Genomic DNA, 25,952 nt, shown 5'->3' on the forward strand with positions numbered 1-25,952 from the left:
GTGCCCGCATGGGCGTGGTGGTCGCAAGGCAGCGATGCGTTGGAAGGATTAGGGGTTCAAGTGATGTTGGGTTGCTCCATGATCCGGAGATGGTTCGGACCTGGCGTGCAAGGTTGTAGAGAGGTGCGGTAATGAAAGTAGTGATATTCTCCACCTGCGTGGTGGACCTCATGTTTCCGAACGTGGGGAAGGCCATGGTGGAGGTGCTGGAGCGGTTCGGATGCGACACCCATCTACCCAAGGAGCAGATCTGCTGCGCCCAACCCACTTTCAACAGCGGGTATGTCAAGGAGAGCATGCAGGTCATGCGCAATGAGGTCGATGCCCTGCTGAGCGTGGATGCCGACTATATCGTGGGTCCGGCAGGCTCCTGCGTGAATATGCTTAAGGAGCTGCCCTTCCATTTGAGGGCCGACCCCGTCTATGCTGCCAAGGCCCAGACCATGGCCGATAAGACTTATGAGTTCTCGCAGTTCCTCTACCGGGTGCTGGGTGTGCTGGATGCGGGTGCCGAACTCGATGCTGTGGCCACCTACCATCGCTCCTGCCACATGACCCGGCTGCTGGGGGAGCGGACCAGTCCCTTCGTCCTGCTGGACCATGTCAAGGGCCTGACCATGGTCCCCCTGCCCCACATCGAGAACTGCTGCGGGTTCGGTGGCATGTTCTCCATGAAGGAGCCCGAGATCTCCAAGCAGATGGTGGATGAGAAGGTAAACGACGTGCTCAGCACCAAGGCCAGCGTCCTCATCTCCTGCGATCCGGGTTGCCTGATGAACATCGGCGGACGCTTCAACCGGCGCGGCGAGAAAATCACCATCATGCACCTGGCTGAGGTGCTCAATCACAACGTGGACATGAGCCGCGTCAAGTATGTGGAAGGCCGCTCTGCTGGCGATGGGGCTGTGGGTTCCGTCAGGGCCGCCAAGGAAGAGGGGGCTCTGGTATGAGCAGCATGGTCAATGGCAAGAAGGCCGCGCAGTATCTGCGGACCAGCAAGGCTCCCTTCCTGACCAGGGTCAAAGAGTCCGAGCAGGACAAATTCGCCCAGCAGGCCGTGGCCAAGGCCCAGGATGCGCAGTGGGTCAAGCGGGAGGCCGCCCGTCAGGAACTGGGCAACTGGGAACAGTGGCGCGACCTTGGCGAGCAGATCCGCCAGCACGTCATCCGCTACCTGCCTGACTACCTGGAGGAGTTCGCTGACAACGTGGAGAAGCGCGGCGGCCATGTCTTCTTCGCTCAGACCGACGATGAGGCTGCCCAGTACATCAAGCAGATTGCCATCGAAAAGAAGGCCAAGCACGTCGTCAAGAGCAAGTCCATGGTGACCAGCGAGATCAACCTGGATCCCACGCTGATGACTGTGCCCGGTCTGGAGGTGCTGGAGACCGACCTGGCCGAGTTCATCCTGGAGGAGGATGACTGGGATCAGCCCACGCATCTGGTCTTCCCCGCCCTGCACAAGAACCGCGAGCAGGTTCGCCAGGTTTTCGAGAAGAAGCTGGGTTACAAGGGCGACAACGACCCCCAGCACATGGCCCGGTTCTCGCGCAAGGTTCTGCGCAAGCACTTCCTCGAGGCGGACATGGGCATCACCGGCTGCAACTTCGCCGTGGCTGATACGGGCATGATCAACCTGGTGACCAACGAGGGCAACGCCGACCTGGCCATGTGCATCCCCAAGACCCAGGTGGTGGTCATGGGCATGGAGCGCCTGGTGCCGACCATGAAAGAGGCCGAGACCATGGACAACATGCTGGCCCGGTCCGCTGTCGGCCAGAAGCTGACCTCCTACCTGACCTACACTGCGCCGCGCACTGGTCAGGAGTCGGACGGACCGGACGATTTCTATGTGGTCATTCTGGACAACGGGCGCTCAAACGCACTGGGAACGGTCTTCGAACCCATCCTCCAGTGCATCCGCTGCGCTTCCTGCCTGAACGTCTGCCCCATTTACCGGCACATCGGCGGTCACGGCTACGGGTCCATCTACCCCGGTCCGGTGGGCTCGGTGCTCTCGCCGGTGCTGGACGGCGGCTACGACGACTTCGGAGATCTGCCCTACGCCTGCAGCCTGTGTGCGGCATGCACAGCCACCTGTCCGGTCAAGATCCCCCTGCATCAGCTGATGATTGAACACAGGAGGATCATGATGGATGACCAGTCCAAGGCCAATCTGATCGATGACACGGTCATGAGGGTCGTAGGACTGGGAACCGGCCACTCCTCGCTCTTCCGCACTGCCTTGGGGGTGGATCACACCATGCTGACGCCCATATCCAAGAAGCAGCCGGAGACGGCCAAGAACCTCTTCGCCAGTGATCGGCATGTGGAATGGATGCCCTTCGTCTTCGGCGGATGGACCAAGGTGCGTGATCTGCCGGATCCGCCCAAGCACGGGGAGAACTTCCGCAGTTGGTTCGCTCATCACAAGAAGGAGCAGCAGGCATGACCGATCGTGAGGTATTCCTGGATTACCTGGCCAAGAAGAGCGGACGGCCCCGTCACCAGCTCAAGGACCACCCTCTGGTGCCGGTCAACGATTTGCCGGAGACAACCCTGTCGGGTCATACCCAGGATGAGCTGTTGGAGATCGCCCGGAAGAGCAGCGAGGCTGTCCATGTGGATTTCCGCACCTGCACCAAGGCCGGGCTGCCCACTGCCCTGAATGAATTCATTGATTCACGCAAGGACGACAGTGACCATGTTATGCTGCCCACCTCCGACCTGTTCGCAGACTTTGGGCTGGAGGAGTGGAGGGACGGCCTGACCCCGCCCGCCACTTTCTGGAAGCCGGGGGCCAGCCGCGAGGAGAACATCAAGACCGCCGACGAGTCCGGAACGGCCATCGCCTTTGCGGACTTCCTCCTGGCCGAGTCGGGCACCATCACAGTGGCTACCACTCCTGGTCAGGGTCGCGCCTTCCACTTCCTGCCGGTTCACTATCTGAGCATCATTCGCAAGTCGAAGATTCTGCCCCGAACCCGGCAGGCCATGGACTACTATGACCCAGCCCTGGTCTCAGGCGAGCTCAAGACCTCCAACATCAACTTCATCACCGGTCCCTCCAACACGGGCGATATCGAGATGGTGATCGTGGTGGGCGTGCATGGTCCCCTGGATATGACATATCTGGTGGTTGAAGACATGTAGCTCGATAAAATTTCCTGCTTATGCAGGCGCATTTCCCGCAAGTGGGGAGTCAGTGGCTTGAAGAAAGATGCTGACTCCCCACTTGCGGTTTTTGTTAAAAGACGGATTCAGCCCAGGCCAGGCAGAAGCCCCCCAGGTGGATCGATGGCCACATACCCGTTTTCAATGTCAACCTGGGGCACCAAGGCTTCGACGAAGGGTATCAGCCCCTCCGTTTCTTCATCGTTTTCTACGGTGGTCATGTGGATCTGCAGCTGCTGCTGGGCTACACCGTCCAGTACGTCGCTGACTTGGCCGATCACTCGTCCGGATGGTTCGCCTAGTGAGTTGTCCGGGGCCATGCGAACCTCGAGTCCGATCAGATCCTCGGGATACCAGGCATCCTCCTGCACCAGCTCCTCGACTGGATCAGCCTGGACATACAGTTCGATGCCGTTCAGCGCTTCGGAGGCGTTCCTGTCTTCCACTCCTTTGAAGAGGACTATCCAACGCTGTTTGAAGCGGCGTGAGGATACTACAGTGAAAAACCGTCCGTCCTTGGTCTGCAACCTGGAGCCGGGGGCGAAGCGCCGCTCAGGCTCGTCGGTGTAGGCATAGACGTTGACCTCGCCCTTGAGTCCCTGGGCGCGGCCGATACGGCAGACCCTCAGCAACCTTCGCTGCTGAGGGTCTGGACCCTGCGGGTCGTGATTGGTGGACCGGCTGGGGCTCACCGGCGCACGTCCATGATGTCGACGCGCACCTTGTGGTCGGCCAGAGCCTGGATCACGGTGCGGATGGCGTTGGCGGTCCTGCCGCCCCTGCCGATCACGCGGCCAATGTCCTCGGGGTTGACCCGCACCCGCAGCAACTCTCCGCGAGAGTTCTCGTGGGACTTGACCGACACGTCATCGGGAAAGTCCACGATGTTCCTGATCAGGTGCTCAACGGCCTGTGCAAGCATGATAGCCGGTCCTTCCAATCTTTAGTGAGTGTGCCTTACTCAGCTGCCTGCTCGGCCTGGGCGGCGTCTGCCGACTCATCGGCCTTGGGGGCTTCCTTCTCTGCCTGAGCCTTGGCCTTGGCATCAACCTCGGACTTGGCGGCCTTGAGCTTCTGAGCTTCGTTCTGTGCCTGCTCAATGCGGGCCTGGGCATCGACCTCGGCCTGCGGCACCTTAAGGGTGCCTTCCTTGCCGGGCAGATCCTTGAACTTCTGCCAGTCGCCGGTGATCTTCAGGAGGTTGAAGACAGGATCGCTGGGCTGAGCGCCCACACCCAGCCAGTACTGGGCGCGCTCGGAGTCGATCTTGATTGAAGAGGGCTGGGTGTTGGGATCGTAGGTGCCGATCTCCTCAATGACCTTGCCATCGCGCTTCTTGCGGGAATCGACCACGACCACGCGGTAGAAGGGATAGAACTTCTTACCCATTCTCTTCAGACGAATTCTGGTTGCCAAAACGGCTCTCCTTGGTACTTGGTGTGCCCGGCGGCGTCTCCATGTGGGGCATGGTGGCGCTCCTGGCGTGTTCCTCACGGCCGTCGGAATGAGAGGGCTCCTCCGGACATGAATAACGAAAAAAGTATACCTCAACCGGAGGATAGCGCGAGAGACAAGTTATCTATCTGCATGTCTAGTCCGCAGCTCTTCAAAACCTGCTTCCGCGAGCCTTTTGGACAGTAAAATCGAAGTTATACCTGTCGCCGCGGTACAAACTGACAGCATACTCGATGTGTCGATCCATACTGTCTTTAACAATTCTGGTCACTCGTAGGGTAGGGGAGTGTGGGGCTGTGCCGAGAAGCTCTGATTGTCGACGGCTGAGGGTGCTCACGTCTATGATCTGCCGGGCCGCAGTCAAAGATAAATGGTACTTGGATTCCAATAGCTCATAAAGGGATCCCTCAAGATTTTGCTTAAGTAGATCTGGGGTCAACGTTTGGGGAATCCAGACGTCCTCGATACACATGGGTTGATTATCTGCGGTACGTAGTCTCCGAAGATGGATGACTGGAGCTCCAGGCGAAAGCGACAGTTTAAAAGCCAGGGAAGAACTGGCTTCCTGAACTTCTGTAATGAGTACTTTGCAACCAGGCGTGAGACCACGTGCAGCCATGTCGTCACTAAAGGATGTCAACTCAATCGATTTGGTGATTCTGGGCTCAGCAACATACGTACCTGAACCCTGCTTGCGGTATATGGCACCTTCAAGTTCCAATTGGTTGAGTGCATTGCGAACCGTTGCTCGGTTAATGCCATATTTTGCAGCCAAAGATCTTTCTGTCGGAAGCTTGGCGTGTGCAGGAAGCGAGTGCTTTATCAGAGAATCGAGGTAATCGCGCAGGGCTTGAGCCTTGCCGCGGCCTTCTGCTGATGTAAGGTCTTCATTGGTCATGATGCGTCCCCCTAGATGTGAAGCCGTTCCCTTCTTTCGGTCGAATCCCTCTTGTTCCTAATAGGAATATACCATTGCGGCCAAAATGGTATGAAAGATGCTGAGTGAGTCTGTTCAAGTAAGGATCTTATTGGTATATACCGTTGCAATAAGCATATTCAAAGGTTAATTTCAGCCTCTCCTGTTAAGTCACAGTAATAAGTTATTTTTGATATATCTAATCTAAGGTCCTGATTTTACAAGTCAGATCAAATGTGATTCTTGTATATAAAGTTCAGGAGACGCACCGTTGGATTTGAAAAAACCACTTTATTGGTATATACCAATAATAACAATATTGGCTTATACCAGTATTGGTAATGTCCCAATGGGGGGAGTGCTAAAAAAGGAGAACGTCATGAGAACAAGGAAGTTGCTCACGGCAATGACCGTATTCGCCCTGATGCTGGCAGGTGGATGCGGGTCGTCGAGCAGTGGGAAGTCAGATCCCGCATCGGCTGGTGGGAAACTGGTGGTCTATACTCCAAACAGCAAGGAAATTGTCGCAGAGATTGTTCCGGCTTTTGAAAAGAAAACCGGCGTCAAGGTGGAGGTACTGGAGGCCGGAGCAGGAGAGATTCTGACAAGAGTCAAGGCTGAAGCCAACAGCCCATCCGCGGACGTGCTGCTTGGTGCGGTACGCGATCAGTTCGATAAGTATTTCGAAAAATATGTTTCTCCCAACGACAAGTATTTGCAGAAGGCCTCCAGGAACGTCACTGGTTTGGCAACCGCATATATATCTAACGGAAGTGTGCTCCTTGTCAACGATAAGTTGGAAGGGTCACACAAGATACAGTCTTATGAGGACCTGCTTCGACCTGAGTTGAGAGGGAAGATCGCTGCAGGTGATCCGGCCACGTCAAGTTCTGCATTTGCCCAACTGACTAATCAATTAAAAGCTATGGGCGGTAACTATACATCTCGCAAGGGGTGGGATTATGTAGGTAGCTTAATAAAAAACCTTGATGGAAAGGTTGCATCCAGTTCGTCTGCGGTGGCACGTGGGGTAGCAGATGGCGAGTATACGGTTGGAGTCACCTACGAGGAGCCTGCAGCCAATTACGTGAAAGATGGTGCTTCTGTTCATATTGTCTACCCTCGAGAAGGGGCGGTGTTCCTGGATTCTTATGTCGGTATTGTCAAGAAGGCGCCCCATCGCAAACTGGCAGAGAAATTCGTGGATTTTGTCATCAGCAAGGATGTGCAGATCGTTTTGGCACCAAGTTAACCAACCGACCTTTGCGAAGTGATGCTTCGTTGGGGAAGGCGCTTGCTCCTATGAGCAGTATCAAATCCATCAAGGAGGATGGTGCCTATGTTGAGGCACACCGTGATGACATCGTGAGGCAGTATACCGATCTGTTCGCCAGCCTGCAGTAGGGGATGGAGTACTATTATGGCAACATCAATTGAGCTTTCTCACATTCGCAAGTCCTATGGCGATACCCTTGTTATCCCTGACCTAGATCTGCAAGTCAAAGAAGGTGAGTTCTTTACTCTTCTCGGTCCATCAGGATGTGGCAAGACGACACTGCTTCGTATGATTGCGGGTTTCAACCAGATCACATCAGGAACAATTGCTTTCGACGGAACTGTCATTAATGATCTTGTGCCGGCGAAACGCAATATCGGTATGGTTTTTCAGAATTATGCCGTTTTCCCCAACATGACCGTCAGAGGCAATATTCTTTTTGGGTTGAAAAATCGTGGACTTAGCAAGGAGGAAATGCGCCAGAAAACTGACAGGGTCATGGATGTCGTTCAGATCCGGCAGTGGGAAAATCGTTATCCCAAGGACCTCAGCGGAGGGCAACAACAGCGGGTCGCACTGGCGCGTGCCATTGTTATTCAGCCGAGACTCTTGCTGATGGACGAGCCCTTGTCGAATTTGGATGCAAAACTGCGTGTCGAGATGCGCAATGTCGTCAGGCACGTGCAACAAGCTGTTGGTATTACAACGGTTTACGTTACCCACGACCAGGAGGAAGCTATGGCTGTCTCCGATCGTTTGGCCGTTATGCATGCGGGTGTGATCGAGCAGGTGGATACTCCACGCCAGGTATACCTGCACCCGGCAACTAAGTTTGTTGCAGGATTCATTGGTAGGACCAACTTTTTCCAAGCTACCGTGACCAAAGAATCCGGAGTCGTTTCCCTGGCCTTCGACCACGACCTGAGCCGTCTAGAGTTGCGCCCGGAATTATCACAAGCGTTACTGCATCAGAAGGTTCAGCATGTCATTATGGCTGCCCGTCCGAATGAAATATCGTTCGTCAAGGCTGACCATGGAACTGCTGCCGAGGTGGTGGGCAGCACTTTTCTAGGTGAAAGCGTGCATTATCAACTGGTGCTAACTTCTGGTGAGCACATTGAAGTATCTAAGAATTCAGTAAATGCACCTCAGCTTGTCCCGGGAGAGCAAGTTGGCCTGTCATTCAATATGGACGACATCAATATATTCGATACCGAAAGCGGGCGGAACGTGTTGATAAATGATGCAGCCAAGCGGGAGATGGAGGCGAGTCAGGTATGAAGCGTCGAATTCGTCTTGACGGCTGGACCACTGTAGCCTTGGCTGTCTTCGTTTTTTATACTGTCGCTCTGCTTATTCCTCTCGGTGGTTTGTTACTGAGCGCTTTTAAAGATTCGAATAGCGGCTCCTTCACTACCAAGTATTTTGCTCGTTTCTTCGGTAAAAGCTTCTATTTGGAAACTATTTGGAACAGTCTGGCCGTAAGCGTATCGGTGACTTTGCTTTCAGTGCTCATTGCCACCCCTCTGGCCTATATCGTGGCTACCATCAGCATCAAGGGAACGAGTGTCGTTCGTTCATTGATGTTGGTGTCTTCCATGTCAGCCCCGTTCATTGGCGCATATTCTTGGATCCTCCTGCTAGGCAACAATGGCACGATAACAGGTTTTCTTCGCAGAATGGGCATCAGGGTTCCCAGCATATATGGATTCCCAGGCATTGTATTGGTGCTTACTTTACAGTTGTCTCCCATGGTATTCATGTACGTTCTGGGTGCCATGAAAAATGTCGATTCATCCTTGCTCGATGCGGCAGAGAGCCTGGGATATCAGGGCGTTCAGAAAGTGCTGAAAGTAGTCGCTCCCCTGATCATGCCCACGGTACTAGCTGGCGGTCTGATGGCTTTTATGCGTGCGCTTGCAGATTTTGGTACGCCAATGCTAATTGGTCAGGGGTATCGTACTGTACCAGTCCTGATATATACCGAGTTCATCAGTGAAATGGGCGGCGATACCGGGTTTGCTGCCGCAGTGAGCATCGTCATTGTTGCACTGGCAGTCATTGTTTTCTTCGCGCAGAGATATGTTTCTAACCGCATGTCTTACGAAATGAATGCCTTGCATCCAATCGTTCCTGCAAAAGCTAGAACGGCACTTGGACGAGTGATGGCTCATGTTGCGGTTTATCTGTTTACAGCTTTCACAATGATTCCGCAGCTCTATGTGGCATACACATCATTTAAAAACACCAGTGGTCGAGTATTTACTCGAGGCTTTTCCCTTAATAGTTATCGACAGACCTTAGATGAAGCTGGAAGTGCAATCAAAAATACTATGCTGTTTTCACTGATTGCAGTGAGCATCATCGTCGTCATCGCAGTTCTTTCGGCTTATGTGATGGTACGCCGCAGAAGTGGTTTGACCGGTTGGCTAGACGTGATCTTAATGTTGCCCTTCATTGTGCCAGGTTCTGTCATGGGTATCGCACTCTTGACGTTTTTCAATCATGGCCCCATCGTGATTGCCGGTACTTCTATTATTATCGTGCTGGCCTTTGTCATCAGACGATTGCCATACACTGTACGTTCTGCTGAAGCTACCTTGCGCAATACCAGTGTCAGTGTGGAGGAAGCAGCCATTAGTTTAGGAGCGTCGCCAGCTCGTACATTTGTACGAATAACCGTACCCATGATTCTATCGGGAATCATTTCGGGTGCCATACTCAGCTGGATCAGTATTATCACTGAACTCAGTGCCACCGTGCTTTTGTATACCACTAAAACACGCACGATGTCAATTGCAATTTATTCGGAAGTGCTGAGTGGAAACTATGGTGTCGCTGCTGCGCTATCAACGATGCTGACAGTTTTAACAGTCTTCCTGCTTTTCCTGTTCTACAAGATTTCAGGTAGCAGGGATATCAATATCTGAAGCTGACTGTTTATGGATAAATGAATGGTTCGGCGGGGTTTTGGAAAGAAGGTGATTCGTCATGGATTGTTCCGTTATCAATTCTTTGCAATCAAATTTGATTGTTTCCTGCCAGTCCTATCCGGGTGAGCCTATGCGGGATTCACGAACCATGGCGCAAATAGCTGCAGCTGTTGTCAAAGGTGGGGCATCAGCGGTACGTCTACAAGGTATCAAAGACATTCAACTTGGTCGGTCCTTAGTTGGAGTACCGATCATAGGCTTAGTCAAAGTTGGCGATGAAGGAGTATATATAACGCCGACACTGGCTGATGCTCTACGTGTAGTCGAAGCCGGTGCAGACATAGTAGCCTTGGATGGAACTGACAGGCCACGACCTGATGGCTTGACACTTAAAGAGACGGTGAAAGGAATACGAGCTCATTCAAAGGCTTTGATTATGGCTGATTGCGGTTGTTTGGCTGATGCCGTCTGGTCCCAAGAGGCAGGCGTCGATTTGGTTGGAACTACCTTAAGTGGGTATACGCCTGCCAGAGTCATGAGCCACGGACCGGATTATGCGCTTATCGATGAGTTGGTGGAGACTATTTCCCTACCAGTTGTAGCAGAGGGGCGTATTCATACACCCGACCAGGCTTATGAAGCATTAAAACACGGAGCCTTTGCCGTTTGTGTAGGTACGGCTATCACGCATCCCACTACGATAACTTCTTGGTTTGTCGCAGGTCTCCACCGTTCAGCACAGTCCGTGGAATCTTCGGTAGTCCAGTAAGAATCTAAGTCATGCTTGTTGATACCGTATAGCTCACAGGCCTTCTTACAGTGTTAAGCAGCAGATGGCCTGCGCTCCAACTGAGTATGCTGGATACGCCCAAGCATACTCAGTGATAAAGAGCATTAACATCGGTTCATATGCATAGTTCGGTCAATAAGCCATAGTGATCGGAGTCTGGAACTCCAGTTGTCTTCATTGATTTGACTCTGATACCCTGGCTGACCAGAATATGGTCAATTTCAATCAGCGGCGGTAGAAGTGCTCGGCAATGCGGAAAGGTTGGATGCGGGCCGCAGCCCAAAGACAGCGAGGTATCCCGCAACCTGCCGGACTCCAGCATGGCACGAAAGGTTGGATGGTGCAGGTTGGCGTTGCAGTCACCCATGATGATGGTGAATGCAGGGGATTCCATGTCTGGGAGGGCCTCCATATTTTCGCTGCTTAGCTGAGCCAAGCGTTCAATGCCCAGGCCCCATTGCTTGGCACCGCGCTGGGGCGACCTGGGGTGGACCGAAGCCACTCGGATTGTTCCAGCTTGGGTACGCAAAAGCATAAGAGGGACAGCTGATGCTTCCAAATCAAGGACTGCCGGTTGAGACCAAATGGGCTCCTGCCGAGAGAAGAGCGCGTTCCTGCCGCCATTGTCATTCTTGGTCTGAGGGCCTTCCACGAGGTACGGCAGGGTCCGCCTCATCCCTGCTTTCTGCAGATGAGTCAGTAGAGTTGAGTTCACCTCCTGCAGGGCTAAAACGTCAACATTCTGGCTTTGAACCTGCTCCAGGATGGACGGTGCATCCGCTTTGCCATAGCGGCAGTTTAGCGTCATGACTCTCAAAGAAAGAGCTGGGTGGCTAGTGGCTGGAGCCAGGTCGTGAGGCTTTGTGTGGACCCGCGCTGAGTCATGCATGTCCTGATTGAACTGCTGTGATTCGGGACTGTCTGCATCCGTATCTGATTGATTACTAGTATCAGTGCGGTGTCTATTGTTTGACTGTAGCCCATCTCTGTGCCCAGAGCTCATAGGAGAGGGCAGGTGAAACCTGTATTGAAGTCTCCACAACGTGACCAGAGTCAACTCGATTAGGGCCAGGGCGGACTGTGGCCAGGCTTGAATCACAATTGCGCAGACCAAGATGGCCAGCAGAGGAGCGGCCAGCAAGTCAATCAGGGCGATCAGCTCTACCAGGGGTCGGTGCCAGTCAGCTCCGGCAGGCAGGAAGCGCAGGGCCATCCATAAGGCGATAAGGCCCAGGAGAATCCAGAGAAGGGTGTTCACGTGTCATCGTCTCCTGCGGGAGGGAGGCGTTTAGCGGCCGCCGAAGAGACCGCCCAGTCCACCGCCAAGGTTGGGAGGCAGGTCCGGCAGGCCCTCGGGCATCTGCGGAGTTTCGGAGCGCTTGGCGAAGGCGGAGCCGCCGGAGGATTTGCCCTTGCCAGACAGACGCTCACGTAATGCCTTCTCTTCGGCCTCTCGCTTCATGGGATTGCCTGAACGGGAACCCTTGCGGCTTTTCTTTCCCTTTTTGCCCTTCTTGCCGCCGCCAGCGCCCATACCACCCATACCGGGGACCGTGCGGCTGCCATTGGTCATCCGCTTCATCATCTTGGCTGCTTGCTCGAAACGCTGCAGCAGGCCGTTGACGGCCGAGACCGTAGTGCCGGCGCCATAGGCGATTCGGGCCCGTCGTGAGCCGTCGATGATGCTCGGGTCACGACGTTCCTGGGGAGTCATCGACTGGATGATGGCTTGGGTCCGGTCCACCTCTTTTTCGTCGAACTGCTCCAGTTCTTTGCGGTGCTGGGCCATACCTGGGATCATCCCCAGAATGCTCTTGAAGGAACCCAGCTTGCGGACCTGCTGGAGCTGCTCCAGAAAGTCATCAAGGCCGAAGCTGCCCTCGGACATCTTCCCGGCGGCCTTGCGGGCTTCCTCCTCGTCGAACTGGCGTTGGGCCTGCTCGATCAGGGTCAGGATGTCGCCCATATCCAGAATGCGGGAGGCCATACGATCGGGGTGGAAGACCTCGAAGTCCTTGAGGCCCTCGCCGTTGGAATCGAAAAGGATGGGCTTGCCGGTCACCGAGGCAACCGACAGGGCCGCGCCGCCGCGAGCATCGCCGTCCAGCTTGGACAGCACCACGCCGGTGAAGTCAACACCTTGATCGAAGGCCTTGGCTGTGGCGACCGCGTCCTGGCCGATCATGGCATCAATGACGAAGAGGATCTCGTCGGGATGGACGGCGTCGCGGATATTGCGTGCCTGCTCCATCAGCTCCTGATCCACGCCCAGTCGACCGGCCGTATCAATAATGACCACGTCGTAGAGCTTGTCCTTGGCTACCCTGATCGAGTCGGCTGCCACCTTGACCGGGTCGCCCGTGACCTGTCCGGGGGCCGCCAGCTCGGATCCGCTGGTCTGCACGCCTGGTTCGGGTGCGTATACCGGTACTTCGGCGCGCTCGCCGACCACCTGGAGCTGGGTGACCGCATTGGGCCGCTGCAGGTCAGCCGCCACAAGCAGGGGTGTGTGACCGGCATCCTTGAGCCAGTAGCCCAGCTTGCCGGCCAGTGTGGTCTTGCCTGCACCCTGCAAACCGGCCAGCATGATGACTGTGGGCGGGTTCTTGGCGAAATTGAGCGGCCGGTCCACTCCCGCGCCCAGGATGCTGGTCAGTTCGTCATAGACGATGGAGACCACCTGTTGGGCCGGATTCAGAGCCTTGGAGACCTCCTCGCCCAGAGCGCGTTCACGAATGCGTCCGGTAAAGGAGCGCACCACGTCCAGGGAGACATCAGCATCCAGCAGGGCGCGGCGGATCTCACGGATTGTGCCGTCGATGTCGGCCTCGGTCAGCTTCCCCTTGGAGCGCAGATGGGTGAAGGCCTGGGATAGCCGATCAGTCAAAGATGAAAATGCTGCCATAATGCCCCAAGTCTACCTGTCAGCCGGGAGATTGGTCGGCGGTTACTGGGAATAAGGCCACCTGCTCCAGACATTTGCTTCTGCTTGTCGCTGTCTATCGGCTACCTATTTCCGTTACAACTCTCTTAAGAGCAGAAAATGAACGTTCTTGAACTTACAGAATCTGTTGAGCATATCGTACTTATTGACACAAACCCAGTTAAGACGTTATACTAAATCGAAACGATTCGATATTGTCCTTGTACACCCTGAGGAGTGCTATCCCATGATGCATGCCCCTCAAAAATTTGTTGGCATCTTGAATCGTAGTCGATGAATGCGAGGGAGCAGGGAGCCGGCATGAAAGCCAGAAAAAGGCCCAGAATGGCCTTGAGTTTGACCGGATTGTTCCGGAAGGAGCTCGGCCATGTGGACTTTAGAAGGTGCCGGGTTCTCTACTACGGACTTCAGATCCTACCTGGAGATGTTGTCATCAGCGTAAGCCTGCGATATCAAGTCGAATGCGGCACGGTTACTGGCATCTTGAGCAAAATCGAACCGATGAATCTAGTCCGGAACTGCACACGGCGGAGGTTCCGTGTCATCATTCCCTCTACCATCATTTTTGAAATACGTACAGTTCCCCTCACATCATCGAGCGAGTCTGTAATGACCCTCATCCTGATTTATCTGCCGACAAACAACTGGACAATTACTTTGGTGCGGTTCCCCCTGTCCATTTCTACAAATCGTTCATTTGGGTGCAGCGTGTGGTGTGCAGTACTGCTGGAACGACCCCCTTGACTTCTGTGTTGCTATGGCACTCAGCTGTTTTCCGCGGTATATGGGACCTCCCACCCAGATTGCCGTGGAATCGACCATTGATGCTGGTGCCTTGGTAGACTGTCGACGCTTTCTCCTTTGTATTTCCGCCATAGCTCTCGGAGGGAATAGTGGAGGGCGCTGTCAAGTAACTAATGAGCTACAAGTACACTGAACATGGCCATCCGCTACAAAATCAGGGGAGAAGAGCAGAAGGCCCGAATACGAAAGGCAACCACAATCATGGGTATGAGCATGCCGAATATCACAAACGGTCTGGAGGCGCTGACTCGCACAACCACGGACCGAACTCGCTGTGTCAATGCTGAGAACCCTCAGGGGGGCAAGGGCAGGGCGGCTATGACGGCCAGTAAGCTGGGTACCTCCAGGAAAGGGACTCCTTGTCTCAAAAACATTCCCTCGGGACAGGACGTCGTTCTTGCTGACTTGTCAGGGGCGGGGGAAATTCGTCATATCTGGATGACTGTGACTGACGCCACCTCGCCCACCGGACCCAACGTACTGCGCAATCTGATCCTTGAATGCTACTGGGATGGCGAACAGACACCGTCTGTTTGCGTGCCCCTTGGTGACTTCTTCTGCTGTGGCCATGCCCAGGCCTGTCGGGTGGAATCCGTTCCCGTGGCCGTTTACCCGCGCCGGGGATTCAACTGCTACTGGCCCATGCCCTTCCACAACGGGGCCCGGATCGTCCTGCGCAACCGGCACAACGAGCCCATCGAGGCTTTCTTCTATCAGATCGACTATGTGGAAAAGGATGGGCTGCCCGAGGATGTCATGACCTTCCATGCCCAGTGGCGCCGTCAGCGAGTCACCGAATTGGGCCAGGATTACGTCATTCTGGACGGAGTGCATGGTCGGGGCTCCTATGTGGGCACCTATCTGGCACTAACCGCTCTGGAGAGCCGCTGGTGGGGCGAGGGCGAGGTGAAGGTCTACCTGGACGGGGACAAGGACTATCCCACCTGGTGCTCCACAGGTAGCGAGGACTACTTCGGCGGTGCCTGGAGCTTTGCCGGGCAGGACCCGGATGGCCGAATGCACGAAACCACCTATAGCGGGGCCTACATGGGCTTTCCCTTCCATTCAAGGCAGCTGGACAACCGCGAGTCCCAGTATTGGGATGCCGACACCCCGGTGACCCGGGGGTTCTACCGCTGGCACATCCCCGACCCCATCATTTTTGCCAGCGACATCAAGGTGACCTTGCAGCAGATAGGTGTGGATGAGCAGGGATACTTCGAGCGTCAGGACGATTTGGCCAGCGTGGCATATTGGTACCAGCAGGAGCCCCACCAGCCCTTCCCGAAAAATGTGCTGGAGACAGGAGAACGGGATCGCCGACCTCGTTGAGTGATTCAGGCTGCTTTCCGATTCTGTCAGCCGATGAAAACGAGGTAGATCACCGTGGATCGCTCCAACCAGTTCCGGACTTGTCGGGCAAGCTCCTCCCTTGATAGGTTCTTGGAAAGACGGGACACATGTCAGAGAAGGAATGGGAGCATGAAGACTGTGCTGACCGAGACATCGACCTTTCTGGCGACATCGTATATGACGGACGTGGGATCAGCGGCTCAGATCCCAGGTGCTCCCAGCGGGTGTGTCCGCCACGGTCACGCCGGCCGCCGCCAGCTGATCCCTAATGACATCTGCCCGGGCGAAGTCATGATCCTTTCGCGCTTGATCCCGTTCCTCCAACTGTTGGCGTACCAAGGTATCCAGAGTGTTCATGGCCTGGTTGTCACGGTTGGCTGTGGCTCTTGCCCAGTGGGGATCGAGAGGGTCCAGTCCGAACACATCCAGCATGGCTCTGACCTGGAGCAGGGCATTAGCCAGCCACTTCCGGTCCAGAACAACAGGGTCCGCATCCATGGCCGCGTTGGCTTGACGAATCAGGGCATAGAGGGCGGCCAGACCACCTGAGACATTGATGTCGTCATTCATGGCTTGTACGAAGTCCTCTGGCAGATCGTCTGCACTCAGTCCCGCCACGCGGTCGCGCTCGGGTTGCGCTCCCAAGATCCGTCCTGCCCGGTCAACGAAGTTGCTGATGCGTTCGTAGGCGCCCTCGGCCTCCTGCAGGGACTGATCGGACCATTCCAGCATGGACCGGTACTGCACCGACACCAGGGCGTAGCGAACCACCCAGGCCGGATGCTGCGACAGCACCTGGTCCACGGACAGCCCGTTGCCCAGGGACTTACTCATCTTCTCGCCCTTCTGGGTCACCCAGGCCGTGTGCATCCATCGATGGGCGAATCCCCAGCCAGCTGCGTGCGATTGGGCCATCTCGTTCTCGTGATGGGGGAAGCGCAGGTCCAGGCCGCCTCCGTGGATGTCGAAATCCGCACCCAGATAGCGGTGGCTCATGGCCGAGCATTCCAGATGCCAGCCCGGCCGACCTGTGCCGAAGGGGGTTTGCCAGCGAGCCGTTGGCGGATCGGTGGGCTTGGGTGCCTTCCAAAGTGCGAAGTCACGGGGGTCACGCTTGCCAGGCTCCTCCTCGGCATCGTTATTCTGCTCATCGGTGTCGATACTGGGTCCCAGCCGGTCGTTGGCGGCGGCCTGCTCGTCAGTGGGCTGGGTACCGGTCTGCTGGTGGGTCAGGGCACCATACTCAGGCCAGGAGGCCACGTCGAAGTAGACGTTGCCTGATGGGTGTCCCTGCTCGTCTGGCACCACATAGGCGTGACCGCGGTCGATGATGCGTTGGATCAGGTCAATCATCTCTGGGATGTGCCCGGTAGCTCGAGGCTCGTAAGTGGGCGGAAGGACTCCCATGGTCTCGTAGGCATGGGTGAATTCGCGCTCATAGATGTAGGCCCGCTCCCACCAGCGCTGGCTGTTGGCCGCCGCCTTGGTCAGGATCTTGTCGTCGATGTCAGTTACGTTCCGGATCAGGGTCACCTGATATCCCAGCCTGAGCAGCCAGCGACGGATCACGTCGAAAGCCAGCGTGGTCCTGATGTGGCCAATGTGTGGCGAGCTCTGTACCGTCGCTCCGCACACGTAGATGCCGACCTTGCCCGGTTCGATGGGCCGGAAGGAGGTCACCTGGTGATCAGCCGTGTCATACAGACGCAGATCAGCTGCAGCCAGACTGACTGAAGCCTTGGAATCATGCGGTTGCGAACTCGTATCCATACCCTTGAGCCTATCAAGGATTACTGACTGTTCAAGAGGAAATGCAGAGCTTGCGGACGCGGACCGACAGCATATGTGCAAGAATGGAGTCATGGCGAAACCAAGGGTGCTGATAGTCCAGCATGTTGATTGGGAGAAGCCGGGTCGCATTCTCGACAATCTCCAGGAGTGCGGGCTGGACACTGAGATCACCAATATCGTGGACGAGAAGAAGCCCGAGTTGCCGCGCTCGCGTGAGTTGGCAGGACTGGTCATCATGGGCGGGCCCATGTCGGCTGACGATTACGCGCATCACCCCGGTCTCAAGGCGGAGACCAAGCTGGCCAAGGCCGCGATGGCTGCCAACAAGCCCATTTTGGGGATTTGCCTGGGGCATCAGATTGTGGCGCGGGCATTGGGAGGCACCTTGATGCGGGACCAGGATCCCGAATACGGCATGGGACCCATCCGCTGGGTGGGGCAGGACGACGACGTGGCCATGTGGAACAAGAACACGGATGTGCTGCACTGGCATGCGGACCAAGTCACCCTGCCGCCAGGGGCCAAGCTCCTGGCACGCTCCCAGGCCACCAAGGTTCAGGCTTTTCGACTTGGGTCGGCCCTGGGTTTGCAGTTCCACCTGGAGGTAACGGCGCCCATCTTCGATGAGTGGATGCAGGTGCCGAGCATGGTTGGCTCTATGAAAAAGTCCAAGATCACTAAAATGCGCGACGAATTTATCAAAGGGATGCCGCAGATGCAGCCGTTGGCCGATGCCATCTTCTCCGCCTTCGCAGCCCGGTGTTCGACCCAGGCCGCCCAGCTGGCTGCCGCCTGAGATTACTCCAGCTCTTCCCCGATGGTCAGCCACTCCTCCTCAAGCTGATCCGATTGCTCGGTCAGATCCTTGAGCTTGCTGTTGAGTTCGTTGAGGCCCTGATAGTCGCCGGGGTCGTGGTCAGCCATCTGCCGTTCAAGTGCCTTGCGCTGATCGGCCAGCTTGGCCAACTTGCGTTCGATGGCAGAAGCCTGTTTGCTCAGATTTCGTCTGGCGACTCGTTCGACCTTGGCCTGATTGGGATTCTTGGCCTCCTCGGCTGATGTCTGATTTGGAGCATCCGCAGCCTCCCGGTCGGCAGACTCGACCATATCCAGGTAATTCTGGACGCCGCCTGGCAGATGAACCACCTTGCCGTTGATCAGCGCGAACTGCTGGTCGGTCACCCGCTCCAGCAGGTAGCGGTCGTGGGAGACCACGATCAGGGTGCCTGGCCATGAGTCCAGCATGTCTTCCATGACGGCCAGCATGTCGGTATCCAGGTCGTTGCCTGGCTCGTCCATGATCAGCACGTTGGGCTCGTCCAGCAGGATGAGCAGGAGCTGCATGCGGCGCTTCTGCCCGCCAGACAGGTCGCCGATTCTGGTCATCAACTGGGAGCTTTCAAAGCCCAGGCGCTCCATCAATTGGCTCGGGGACACCTCCTTGCCTTCGACCAGATAGGTGGGCTTGTAGCGGCTGAGGACCTCCTTGATCCGATAGCGGCCCAGTTTCTCCAGTTCATCCAGACGCTGGGTCAGCACCGCGAAGCGGACCGTCTTGCCCACTTTGACGTGTCCTGCCGTGGGAGCCACGCTGCCGTCGATCAGGCCCAGCAGAGTGGACTTGCCCGCTCCGTTGGCGCCTACGATGCCGAATCGGTCGCCGGGGCCTATCAGCCAGGTCACGTCGTCCAGGACCTTGTGCCCGCTGATGGTGAGGGTGTCGGCCGCTGCAGTGCTCGGGCGGTCATGGATGTTTTCGTCATCCTTGCCAGGATCAGCGGCCACGGTCACCGAGCCCATCAGAGGGCGTTCGGCATGAGGGGAGGGGACTCGGTCGTCCTTGCCTTCGGCGGCATCGGAGTCGGTCCCCGGATAGATTTTGGTCACGTCTACCAAGTCCACCACTTGCTTGCCCAAGCGGGAGGTGGCCATCCTCTTGAGTTCCAGGCTGTTGCGCATGGGTGGCACATCGGCGATCAGCTCCTGCGCGGCCTTGACATGGAACTTCTGCTTGGTCGAGCGGGCCCGGGCGCCTCGGGTCAGCCAGGCCAGTTCCTTGCGGGCCAGGTTTCGGCGCTTGGTCTCGGCCAGATCCGCCTGGCGCTCGCGCTCCACCCGCTGGAGCATGTAGGCGCTGTAGCCGCCCTCGAAGGGGTCGATGGTTCCGTCATGCACCTCCCACATGGAGGTGCAGACCTCGTCCAGGAACCAGCGGTCGTGGGTGACCAGCAGCAGGGCTCCGGAATTCTTGGCCCAGCGGTTCTTCAGATGCTCGGCCAGCCAGTGGATGGTGAGCAGATCCAGATGATTGGTCGGCTCGTCCAGGGCCAGGATGTCCCAATCTCGGAGCAGCAGCCGTGCCAGATCCACCCTGCGGCGTTGACCGCCCGACAGGGTGCCCACCTTGGCCTCTAGCTCCATGCCGCCCAAAAGGGACTCGACGATTTCGCGGGATCTAGGGTCGGCAGCCCATTCGTAGTCTTGTCGGTTCTCCAAGGCCGCCTTGCGGACTGTGTCCTCATTCTTCAGAGGATCACGCTGGTCCAGCATGCCGAAAGTGAGTCCATTGCGCATGGTTACCCGGCCCTGATCGGGTTCCTGGGTCCCTTTCAGCAGGTGCAGCAGGGTGGACTTGCCGTCGCCGTTTCGGCCCACGATGCCGATTCGATCACCCTCGAAGATGCCCTGCGTCACATCCGTAAAGATGGTTTTGGTGGCGAATGACAGAGCGACGTGTTCCAGACCGAGATCATAGATGGGCATGATTCCCCAATCTACCGCCAGCCTTGGATGGGAGACCTGGGGATCAGCGATCGGTGATCTGGGAGCCCAGCACCTTCTCGCTCAGGGCCCGGGGTCCCCGAGTGACGGCCACGGCGCCCGAACGGACAAGCTCGATGATGCCGAAGGGACGCAGCAGACGCAGCAGGGCTTCCAACTTGCCCTCGGCCCCGGTGGCCTCAATGGTCAGGGACTCGGGGTGGACGTCGACCACGCGCACGCGGAAGAGTTTGACAATCTCCAGCACGTCGGAGCGGTTGCGTTCATTGGCCTTGACCTTGATCATAACCAGCTCGCGCTCCACGGCCTCGTCGCCCTTGAGTTCGACGATCTTGAGCACATGCAGTAGCTTGTTGAGCTGCTTGATGATCTGCTCCAGGGGGACGGCCTCCACGTCTGCCGTAACCGTGATCCGGGAGATGTCGTCTCGCTCAGTGGACGAGACGGACAGGGAGTTGATGTTGAAGGCGCGCCGGGCGAACAGGCCGGCCACCCTGGCCAGGACGCCGGGGCGGTTCTCGACCAGGACGGAAAGGGTGTGCCGTTCGGAACCGGGCTTGGATGCTGGATAATTGGCCATGTGGTGCCCCTTTCCTACTTGTTCATGCGACCGGCGGCGTCGCTGGCCATGGCTGCCCGGTCGGCTCCGGTCTGCTCATGCGGCTCGGGCTGCTCCTGCTCCGGACGGATGCCGGCCAGGGGCTGCACGCCAGGCTTGTAGATGATGGTGTCATTGGAGGCGCCTGCCGGGACCATGGGCCATACCATGGCATCCTTCCAGACGCGGAAGTCGATCAGAACCGGGCGGTCGGTCACCGCGTTGGCCTTATCGATGGCCTCCAGGGCTTGCTCCTGGGTAAAAGCCCGCAGTCCCAGGCAGCCATAGGCCTCGGCCAGTTTGACGAAGTCGGGGATGCCGTTGCCGTCTGTGGGCTTGGCGCCGCCGTCCTCCAGGTTGGTCTGGGAGTAGTGGCTGCCGTAGAAGAGGGTCTGCCACTGGCGGACCATGCCGTAGACCGAGTTGTTGAGTATGGCGATGCGGATGGGCAGTCCCGCCTGCCCGGCCGTGGCCAGCTCCTCGGAGGTCATCTGGAAGGAGCCGTCCCCGTCGATCAGCCAGACAGGCCGCGGGTATTCCTCTTCCCGGGTGCCGATTGCCGTACCTATTGCGGCGGGCAGACCGTAGCCCATGGTTCCCAGCCCGCAGGAGGAGACCCAGGAGCGGGTGCGCTCGAAGTCGATGAACTGGCTGGCCCACATCTGGTGCTGACCCACGCCGGATACCCAGATGGTATCCGGATCGGCCTTGTTGCTCAGGGTCTGGACCACCCACTGGGGGGCCAGGGTGCCGTCCGGGCTGGGCTCAAAGGTGGTGGGGTAGTCGTGCCGCCAACCGTCGATCAGTCGCCACCAGGGCTTGAGGTCGGGCTTGCCCCAGGTGCGCTGGGCCGCCTTGAGCGCCGGGATCAGATCGTCCAGTACCTGGCCCACGTCCCCGACGATGGGTACGTCCGCCTGCCGGTTCTTGCCGATCTCAGCCGGGTCGATGTCGATGTGGATGACCCGGGCCACCGGTGCGAAGTCCTCCAGGCTACCGGTCACCCGGTCGTCGAAGCGTGTGCCCACGGCCACCAGCAGGTCGGAATGCTGGATGGCCCCGTTGGCGGCCACCGTTCCGTGCATGCCGGGCATTCCCAGAACTGCTGGATCGGAGTCGGGCACGATGCCTCGCGCAGGCAGGGTGGTGACCATGGGGGCACCGGTAGCCCGAACGAGTTCCTGGACCTGCCGACGGGCATCTGACCGGACTGCTCCGCCGCCCACATACAGGACCGGCCTGTGTGACTGGACCAGGAGCCGGGCGGCATCATCCAGGACGTGTCCATGGGCCCGCGTCACCGGGTTGTAGCCGGGCAGGATCATCTCCTGGGGCCAGGAGTAAAGCATTTTGCCATTCTGGGCGGTCTTGCTCAGGTCCACCACTACCGGGCCCGGCCTTCCCGAGCGGGCGATGTGGTAGGCCTCGGTCATGACCCGAGGGATGTCCTGGGCCTTGGTCACCAGATAGGAGTGCTTGGCCACCGGGTAGGTGATGCCCACGATGTCGGCCTCCTGGAAGGCATCGGTGCCGATGGAGTCCACGCCCACCTGGCCGGTCACCACCACCAGGGGAACCGAGTCCATCATGGCATCGGCTATGGGGGTGACCATGTTGGTGGCCCCGGGGCCGGAGGTCACCAGACAGACCCCCACCTTGCCCGTGGAGACGGCATAGCCCTCGGCTGCGTGACCGGCGGCCTGTTCGTGGCGGGTCAGTGTGAAGTTGAAGCGCACCTGCTCGTCAATGGCGTCGTAGGCGGGCAGAATGGCCCCTCCCGGAACGCCGAAGACCTGGGTGACCCCCAAATCCTCCAGGGACCGAATAAGCGCCTGGGCACCCGTCATGGGCTCGCCCTGGGCGGGGACATCCTTGTCGTCATTGTCCCAGTTCTTGGGTACTGAGCTGAACGCTTGCAGAGGTGTCGGCAGACTCATGTTTCCTCTCGACCTCCAGACTGCGCGCCGACCTGCGGCCGTGCATGTCGAAATACGAACCTGTCGGAGCGTCGGCGGGGTGGGCGGACGAATTCCGATCAGGAGGAAGCACCTATGCCGTTTGTGACGGCGTGCCTCCGGGTTATGCCCATAGTCTAAACAGGGGTCTGGTCGGGGCGTTGGCGCAGTACCGCATGCCGGAATTCCGACAGGAACCTCAGGCTGATTGCTCGGCGCGCAGGGTAGCAAGCAGATCCTGGTTGTCCAGTTGCTTCCACCCCTGCGCGGCAGCAGCCAGCTGGGCCTTCCGCTTGCTGCTGGCCCGGCCCTTGCCAATCACGGTCCCGCCGTCCGCCAGTCGCAGCTCGGCAGTGAAAACCTGGGCGTATTCCGGCCCGGAAACCGCCATAGCGTACCGGGGCTCGCCCAAGCCCAGCTTGTGGGCCTTCACGGTGATTGAGGTTTTCCAATCCAGCGCCGGCCCCTCGGTGGCTACCTCGGCCAGGGTGTCGTCAAGAAGGGTATGGACGGTAGCCCGAGCACCCTCGATGCCATGTTCAAGAAAGACCGACCCGATTAGCGATTCGACGGTGTCGCAGAGTATGGAATCTTTGTCGGCCCCGCCGTTTTCGCTCTCTCCCCGGCCCAGAAGAATATACTGCCCCAGATGCAGCTTCTCCCGGGCGATGGCCGACAGGGCCTCCTCGGAGACCGCCTTGGCCCGCATCTTGGCCAGCTGGCCCTCGGTCATGTCCGGATGAACCTTGTACAGGGTCTCGGTGGCCACCAGTTCCAGAACCGCGTCGCCCAGGAACTCCAGCCGTTCGTTGTTGGGCATGCCTGGGTGCTCATGGGCGAAGGAACGATGGGTCAGGGCGTGCACCAGCAACTCCGGGCTGATCCTGCCACCTAGGGCCTGGAAGAGATCCTCAGCCGCCTGGTTGCCGGAATCCACTTGCTCCTGTTCCTCCTGCTGCATATGGTCTTTCTCGCTTTCCCGGCCTTGCCGTCCGATGATATGGAAAAACCCCTGCCACCCGTCGATGGCCGGGGTTCTCTCATTGCGTGTCGATCGCCGATCGGCTCACTTGCTGAACTGCGAGCGAATGGCGTCGCGGTAGACGCGCCCGCGGTACATGCCGCAGCTGGGGCATGCCATGTGCGGCAGCGCAGGAGCTCCGCAGTTGGGGCAGGTCACCGTAGCGGCGGCCTGGGTCTTCCAGTTGGCGCGCCGAGAATGGGTGTTGGCGCGCGAGGTCTTGTACTTTGGCAGTGCCATATTGTCCTCTGTTTCGATCGAATACTTCGAGCTTAAGCGTAGAGCAGTCTACCGCAACCTCCGGTCATTCGCCAGCCTGGCCGGCGCTGCCGGGGTTCTCCTCCTGCTCCAGACGCTGCTTCAGGCCCTCCAGGGCCGCCCAGCGGTCGTCCATTATCTCGTGGTGGTGATCGGGATGGTCATTCAGATCCATGCCGCACTGGGGGCACAGGCCCCGGCAGTCGGGTCTGCACAAGGGCTGCAGGGGTAGGGCCTCCACCAGGGTGTCACGCAGGAGGGCCTCCAAATCCATGAAGGCGCCTCCGCTGACCAGAGGGTAGGTCTGGCCGCTGGCCTCCTCCTGTTCGGCCAGAATCTCCTCCTTGCCATGGGTCGGCTCAGGTTCGGGCTCCTTGTATGGGAAGAAGACCACAGGATCGTCCTGGATGCTGGCATTGACGGGCCTCAGGCAGCGGGTGCATTCGGTGTTCAAAGGCACGCTGATGTGGGCCTGCAACAAAAGACCGTCCACCAGGGAGTCGATATCGCCCTCTACATGTACAGGTGTCCCCGCTGGAATGCCCACCACCTGGTCGCCGATGCCTTCCGGGGCTGGAAAATCACGGTCCACCCGGGTGCTCTGCCCAGCTCGCGTCGACACCTGAGCCACTGAAACCGCCCAGGGGGAATCCTCCGGTCTGCTCATCCCTGCGTCTCCTCTCCTTGGTCCGGAGCTGACGTGTTCATGCTACGCGCCGCCTCTTGCTCACGCTGGTGGAGAACCTCCAGGCCGGCACGCACATCCTGACCCATCTTGTCCAGCTGGGTGTCAAGCTCGCCCATGACCTGGGCGGCATAGCCATTGGCTCCCTGGACCAGACGATCTGCCTGGGCCTGGGCCGTGTCAATGATGGTCTGGGCATTCTGCCGGGCTATGGCCACCACATTCTCCTGGCCGGCCAGGAAGCGGGCCTGCTCACCGGCCTCCTTGACGATGTCCGCAGCTCGACTCTGGGCATCGGATATGGTGGCGTTGGCCTGGGTCTGCGCCGTGTTCAGCCGACGCTCCGCCTCCCTCATGAGCGCCGAGGCCCGCTCCAGTTGCACTGGCAGCATTTTCTTGAGTTCATTGAGGTCGTCGGACAGCTCGTCTCGGTCCACCTTGACCAGTCCCGGGCTGAAAATGGGGGCCTTGGCCTCATCCAGCATGGCCTGGATTCGGTCGATGATGTCATAGACGGTGGTGAATTCCGATCGAGGATTCCCGCTCTCGCTTCTATCCTCCTGCAGGTCGGGCAGGTCCTTCATGTCGACTGCGTGCCTAGGGACGCTTGTTCTGGTCGAGTCATCGATAGGCTCGTTATCGTCCCTTTCCTGGGTCTGCTCGTTCATCATTGGCTCTTTTCCGTGTGCGGTGTGTCCCTGTGCAATGTGCCTATCAGTGCGTTCACGACGCTGTCGGGGACCATACCGGTGACATCCCCTCCGTGTCTGGCCACGTCCTTGACGATGGTGCTGGAGATGTGCTCTCGCACCGGATCGGCTGGAAGGAAGAGCGTTTCAACCCCAGACAGCTTGCGATTGACCAGGGCCATACCCAGCTCGGCCTCATAGTCCCCGTTCTGCCGCAGTCCCTTGACGATGACCGAGGCACCCACCTTACGGCAGTAGTCGGTGATCAGGCCATCGGTAGAGGCTACGGTGATGTTCGGGTACCCGTCCTCGTCCAGGGCCCGGCGGATCATGGCCACCCGCTCCTGCTCGCTGAACATGGGGGTCTTGGCGGCGTTGACGGCCACAACCACGTGGACCGTCTCGAAGAAGCAGGCGCAACGTTCGATCACATCCATGTGGCCGGAAGTGACCGGATCGTATGAGCCAGGGCATACAGCGATAGTCATGATTCTCAGCGTAGCGCGTCATAGGGAGCGAACGTGCAGCT

At 57.9% G+C, this 25,952-nt stretch carries 24 protein-coding genes; 9 read left to right on the forward strand and 15 right to left on the reverse strand.

The window, feature by feature from the left end:
* Positions 1-131: 131 nt before the first annotated feature.
* The 3 genes from DKK74_RS01335 to DKK74_RS01345 are packed head-to-tail and all read left to right on the forward strand — an operon-like array spanning position 132 to position 3,153.
* Complete coding sequence (locus DKK74_RS01335; protein ID WP_110412424.1) at positions 132-950, forward strand: (Fe-S)-binding protein; 819 nt, start codon at positions 132-134, stop codon at positions 948-950.
* The gene (locus DKK74_RS01340; RefSeq protein ID WP_110412425.1) at positions 947-2,452 is read left to right on the forward strand and encodes a LutB/LldF family L-lactate oxidation iron-sulfur protein; all 1,506 of its coding nucleotides are present in this window, start codon (positions 947-949) and stop codon (positions 2,450-2,452) included. The genes DKK74_RS01335 and DKK74_RS01340 overlap by 4 nt, the downstream gene beginning before the upstream one ends.
* The gene (locus tag DKK74_RS01345; protein ID WP_110412426.1) at positions 2,449-3,153 is read left to right on the forward strand and encodes a LutC/YkgG family protein; all 705 of its coding nucleotides are present in this window, start codon (positions 2,449-2,451) and stop codon (positions 3,151-3,153) included. The genes DKK74_RS01340 and DKK74_RS01345 overlap by 4 nt, the downstream gene beginning before the upstream one ends.
* A gap of 107 nt (positions 3,154-3,260) precedes the next feature.
* On the opposite strand, the gene rimM is transcribed toward DKK74_RS01345, so the two are convergent.
* From rimM to DKK74_RS01365, 4 genes are all read right to left on the reverse strand, one after another.
* Positions 3,261-3,866, reverse strand: a complete 606-nt coding sequence (gene rimM, locus DKK74_RS01350; RefSeq protein ID WP_110412427.1) for a ribosome maturation factor RimM — start codon at positions 3,864-3,866, stop codon at positions 3,261-3,263.
* On the reverse strand, positions 3,863-4,096 hold the full coding sequence (locus tag DKK74_RS01355) for an RNA-binding protein (protein ID WP_015021362.1): 234 nt from the start codon (positions 4,094-4,096) through the stop codon (positions 3,863-3,865). Before DKK74_RS01355 ends, rimM begins: the two co-directional genes overlap by 4 nt.
* A gap of 35 nt (positions 4,097-4,131) precedes the next feature.
* Positions 4,132-4,590, reverse strand: coding sequence for a 30S ribosomal protein S16 (rpsP, locus tag DKK74_RS01360; protein WP_110412428.1), 459 nt, complete (start codon positions 4,588-4,590; stop codon positions 4,132-4,134).
* A 190-nt stretch (positions 4,591-4,780) separates the two neighbouring features.
* Positions 4,781-5,527 (reverse strand): GntR family transcriptional regulator, encoded by a 747-nt coding sequence (locus tag DKK74_RS01365; RefSeq protein ID WP_110412429.1) that lies wholly within the window; start codon positions 5,525-5,527, stop codon positions 4,781-4,783.
* 397 nt (positions 5,528-5,924) lie between these two features.
* Between DKK74_RS01365 and DKK74_RS01370 the strand changes: the two genes are divergently transcribed.
* The 4 genes from DKK74_RS01370 (at position 5,925) to DKK74_RS01385 (ending at position 10,523) form a co-directional block, all read left to right on the forward strand.
* Positions 5,925-6,797 carry an extracellular solute-binding protein gene (locus tag DKK74_RS01370; protein ID WP_219997336.1) on the forward strand — a complete coding sequence of 291 codons (873 nt, stop codon included), beginning with the start codon at positions 5,925-5,927 and terminating at the stop codon, positions 6,795-6,797.
* Positions 6,798-6,965: 168 nt separating this feature from the next.
* Complete coding sequence (locus DKK74_RS01375) at positions 6,966-8,102, forward strand: ABC transporter ATP-binding protein (protein WP_110412430.1); 1,137 nt, start codon at positions 6,966-6,968, stop codon at positions 8,100-8,102.
* Positions 8,099-9,751 (forward strand): ABC transporter permease, encoded by a 1,653-nt coding sequence (locus DKK74_RS01380; protein WP_110412431.1) that lies wholly within the window; start codon positions 8,099-8,101, stop codon positions 9,749-9,751. Before DKK74_RS01375 ends, DKK74_RS01380 begins: the two co-directional genes overlap by 4 nt.
* A gap of 61 nt (positions 9,752-9,812) precedes the next feature.
* Positions 9,813-10,523, forward strand: coding sequence for an N-acetylmannosamine-6-phosphate 2-epimerase (locus tag DKK74_RS01385; protein ID WP_110412432.1), 711 nt, complete (start codon positions 9,813-9,815; stop codon positions 10,521-10,523).
* A gap of 136 nt (positions 10,524-10,659) precedes the next feature.
* Here DKK74_RS01385 and DKK74_RS08720 read toward each other — a convergent pair whose 3' ends face one another.
* Positions 10,660-11,352 (reverse strand): endonuclease/exonuclease/phosphatase family protein, encoded by a 693-nt coding sequence (locus DKK74_RS08720; protein ID WP_181414860.1) that lies wholly within the window; start codon positions 11,350-11,352, stop codon positions 10,660-10,662.
* A gap of 480 nt (positions 11,353-11,832) precedes the next feature.
* Positions 11,833-13,449: a signal recognition particle protein gene (gene ffh, locus DKK74_RS01395; protein WP_110412434.1), complete on the reverse strand. Its 1,617-nt coding sequence runs from the start codon at positions 13,447-13,449 to the stop codon at positions 11,833-11,835.
* 1,044 nt (positions 13,450-14,493) lie between these two features.
* Between ffh and DKK74_RS01400 the strand changes: the two genes are divergently transcribed.
* Positions 14,494-15,624 carry a glycoside hydrolase family 172 protein gene (locus tag DKK74_RS01400; RefSeq protein WP_219997337.1) on the forward strand — a complete coding sequence of 377 codons (1,131 nt, stop codon included), beginning with the start codon at positions 14,494-14,496 and terminating at the stop codon, positions 15,622-15,624.
* Between the two features lie 213 nt (positions 15,625-15,837).
* Here the strand turns inward: DKK74_RS01400 and cysS are convergent, their stop codons facing one another.
* Positions 15,838-17,415, reverse strand: a complete 1,578-nt coding sequence (gene cysS / locus DKK74_RS01405; RefSeq protein ID WP_110412435.1) for a cysteine--tRNA ligase — start codon at positions 17,413-17,415, stop codon at positions 15,838-15,840.
* A gap of 91 nt (positions 17,416-17,506) precedes the next feature.
* On the opposite strand from cysS, the gene DKK74_RS01410 reads away from it, so the two are divergent.
* A complete protein-coding gene (locus DKK74_RS01410; RefSeq protein WP_110412808.1) occupies positions 17,507-18,232 on the forward strand; it encodes a type 1 glutamine amidotransferase in 726 nt (241 codons plus the stop codon).
* A 2-nt stretch (positions 18,233-18,234) separates the two neighbouring features.
* Here DKK74_RS01410 and DKK74_RS01415 read toward each other — a convergent pair whose 3' ends face one another.
* The 8 genes from DKK74_RS01415 to coaD form a co-directional block, all read right to left on the reverse strand.
* Entirely contained in the window at positions 18,235-20,199 is a 1,965-nt protein-coding gene (locus tag DKK74_RS01415) for an ABC-F family ATP-binding cassette domain-containing protein (protein ID WP_110412436.1), read from the reverse strand.
* 43 nt (positions 20,200-20,242) lie between these two features.
* Positions 20,243-20,797: an acetolactate synthase small subunit gene (gene ilvN, locus DKK74_RS01420; RefSeq protein WP_029677724.1), complete on the reverse strand. Its 555-nt coding sequence runs from the start codon at positions 20,795-20,797 to the stop codon at positions 20,243-20,245.
* A 14-nt stretch (positions 20,798-20,811) separates the two neighbouring features.
* A complete protein-coding gene (locus DKK74_RS01425) occupies positions 20,812-22,752 on the reverse strand; it encodes an acetolactate synthase large subunit (RefSeq protein WP_110412437.1) in 1,941 nt (646 codons plus the stop codon).
* A 217-nt stretch (positions 22,753-22,969) separates the two neighbouring features.
* Positions 22,970-23,731: a ribonuclease III gene (gene rnc, locus DKK74_RS01430; RefSeq protein ID WP_110412438.1), complete on the reverse strand. Its 762-nt coding sequence runs from the start codon at positions 23,729-23,731 to the stop codon at positions 22,970-22,972.
* A 105-nt stretch (positions 23,732-23,836) separates the two neighbouring features.
* On the reverse strand, positions 23,837-24,031 hold the full coding sequence (gene rpmF, locus DKK74_RS01435; RefSeq protein WP_015021378.1) for a 50S ribosomal protein L32: 195 nt from the start codon (positions 24,029-24,031) through the stop codon (positions 23,837-23,839).
* 64 nt (positions 24,032-24,095) lie between these two features.
* The gene (locus tag DKK74_RS01440) at positions 24,096-24,716 is read right to left on the reverse strand and encodes a YceD family protein (protein ID WP_110412439.1); all 621 of its coding nucleotides are present in this window, start codon (positions 24,714-24,716) and stop codon (positions 24,096-24,098) included.
* Positions 24,713-25,405 carry a cell division protein gene (locus DKK74_RS01445; RefSeq protein WP_110412440.1) on the reverse strand — a complete coding sequence of 231 codons (693 nt, stop codon included), beginning with the start codon at positions 25,403-25,405 and terminating at the stop codon, positions 24,713-24,715. Before DKK74_RS01445 ends, DKK74_RS01440 begins: the two co-directional genes overlap by 4 nt.
* The gene (gene coaD, locus DKK74_RS01450; RefSeq protein WP_046322473.1) at positions 25,402-25,911 is read right to left on the reverse strand and encodes a pantetheine-phosphate adenylyltransferase; all 510 of its coding nucleotides are present in this window, start codon (positions 25,909-25,911) and stop codon (positions 25,402-25,404) included. Before coaD ends, DKK74_RS01445 begins: the two co-directional genes overlap by 4 nt.
* Positions 25,912-25,952 lie beyond the last annotated feature (41 nt).

Origin of the sequence: Bifidobacterium asteroides (assembly GCF_003202755.1) — a bacterium.
Lineage (GTDB): Bacteria > Actinomycetota > Actinomycetes > Actinomycetales > Bifidobacteriaceae > Bombiscardovia > Bombiscardovia asteroides_F.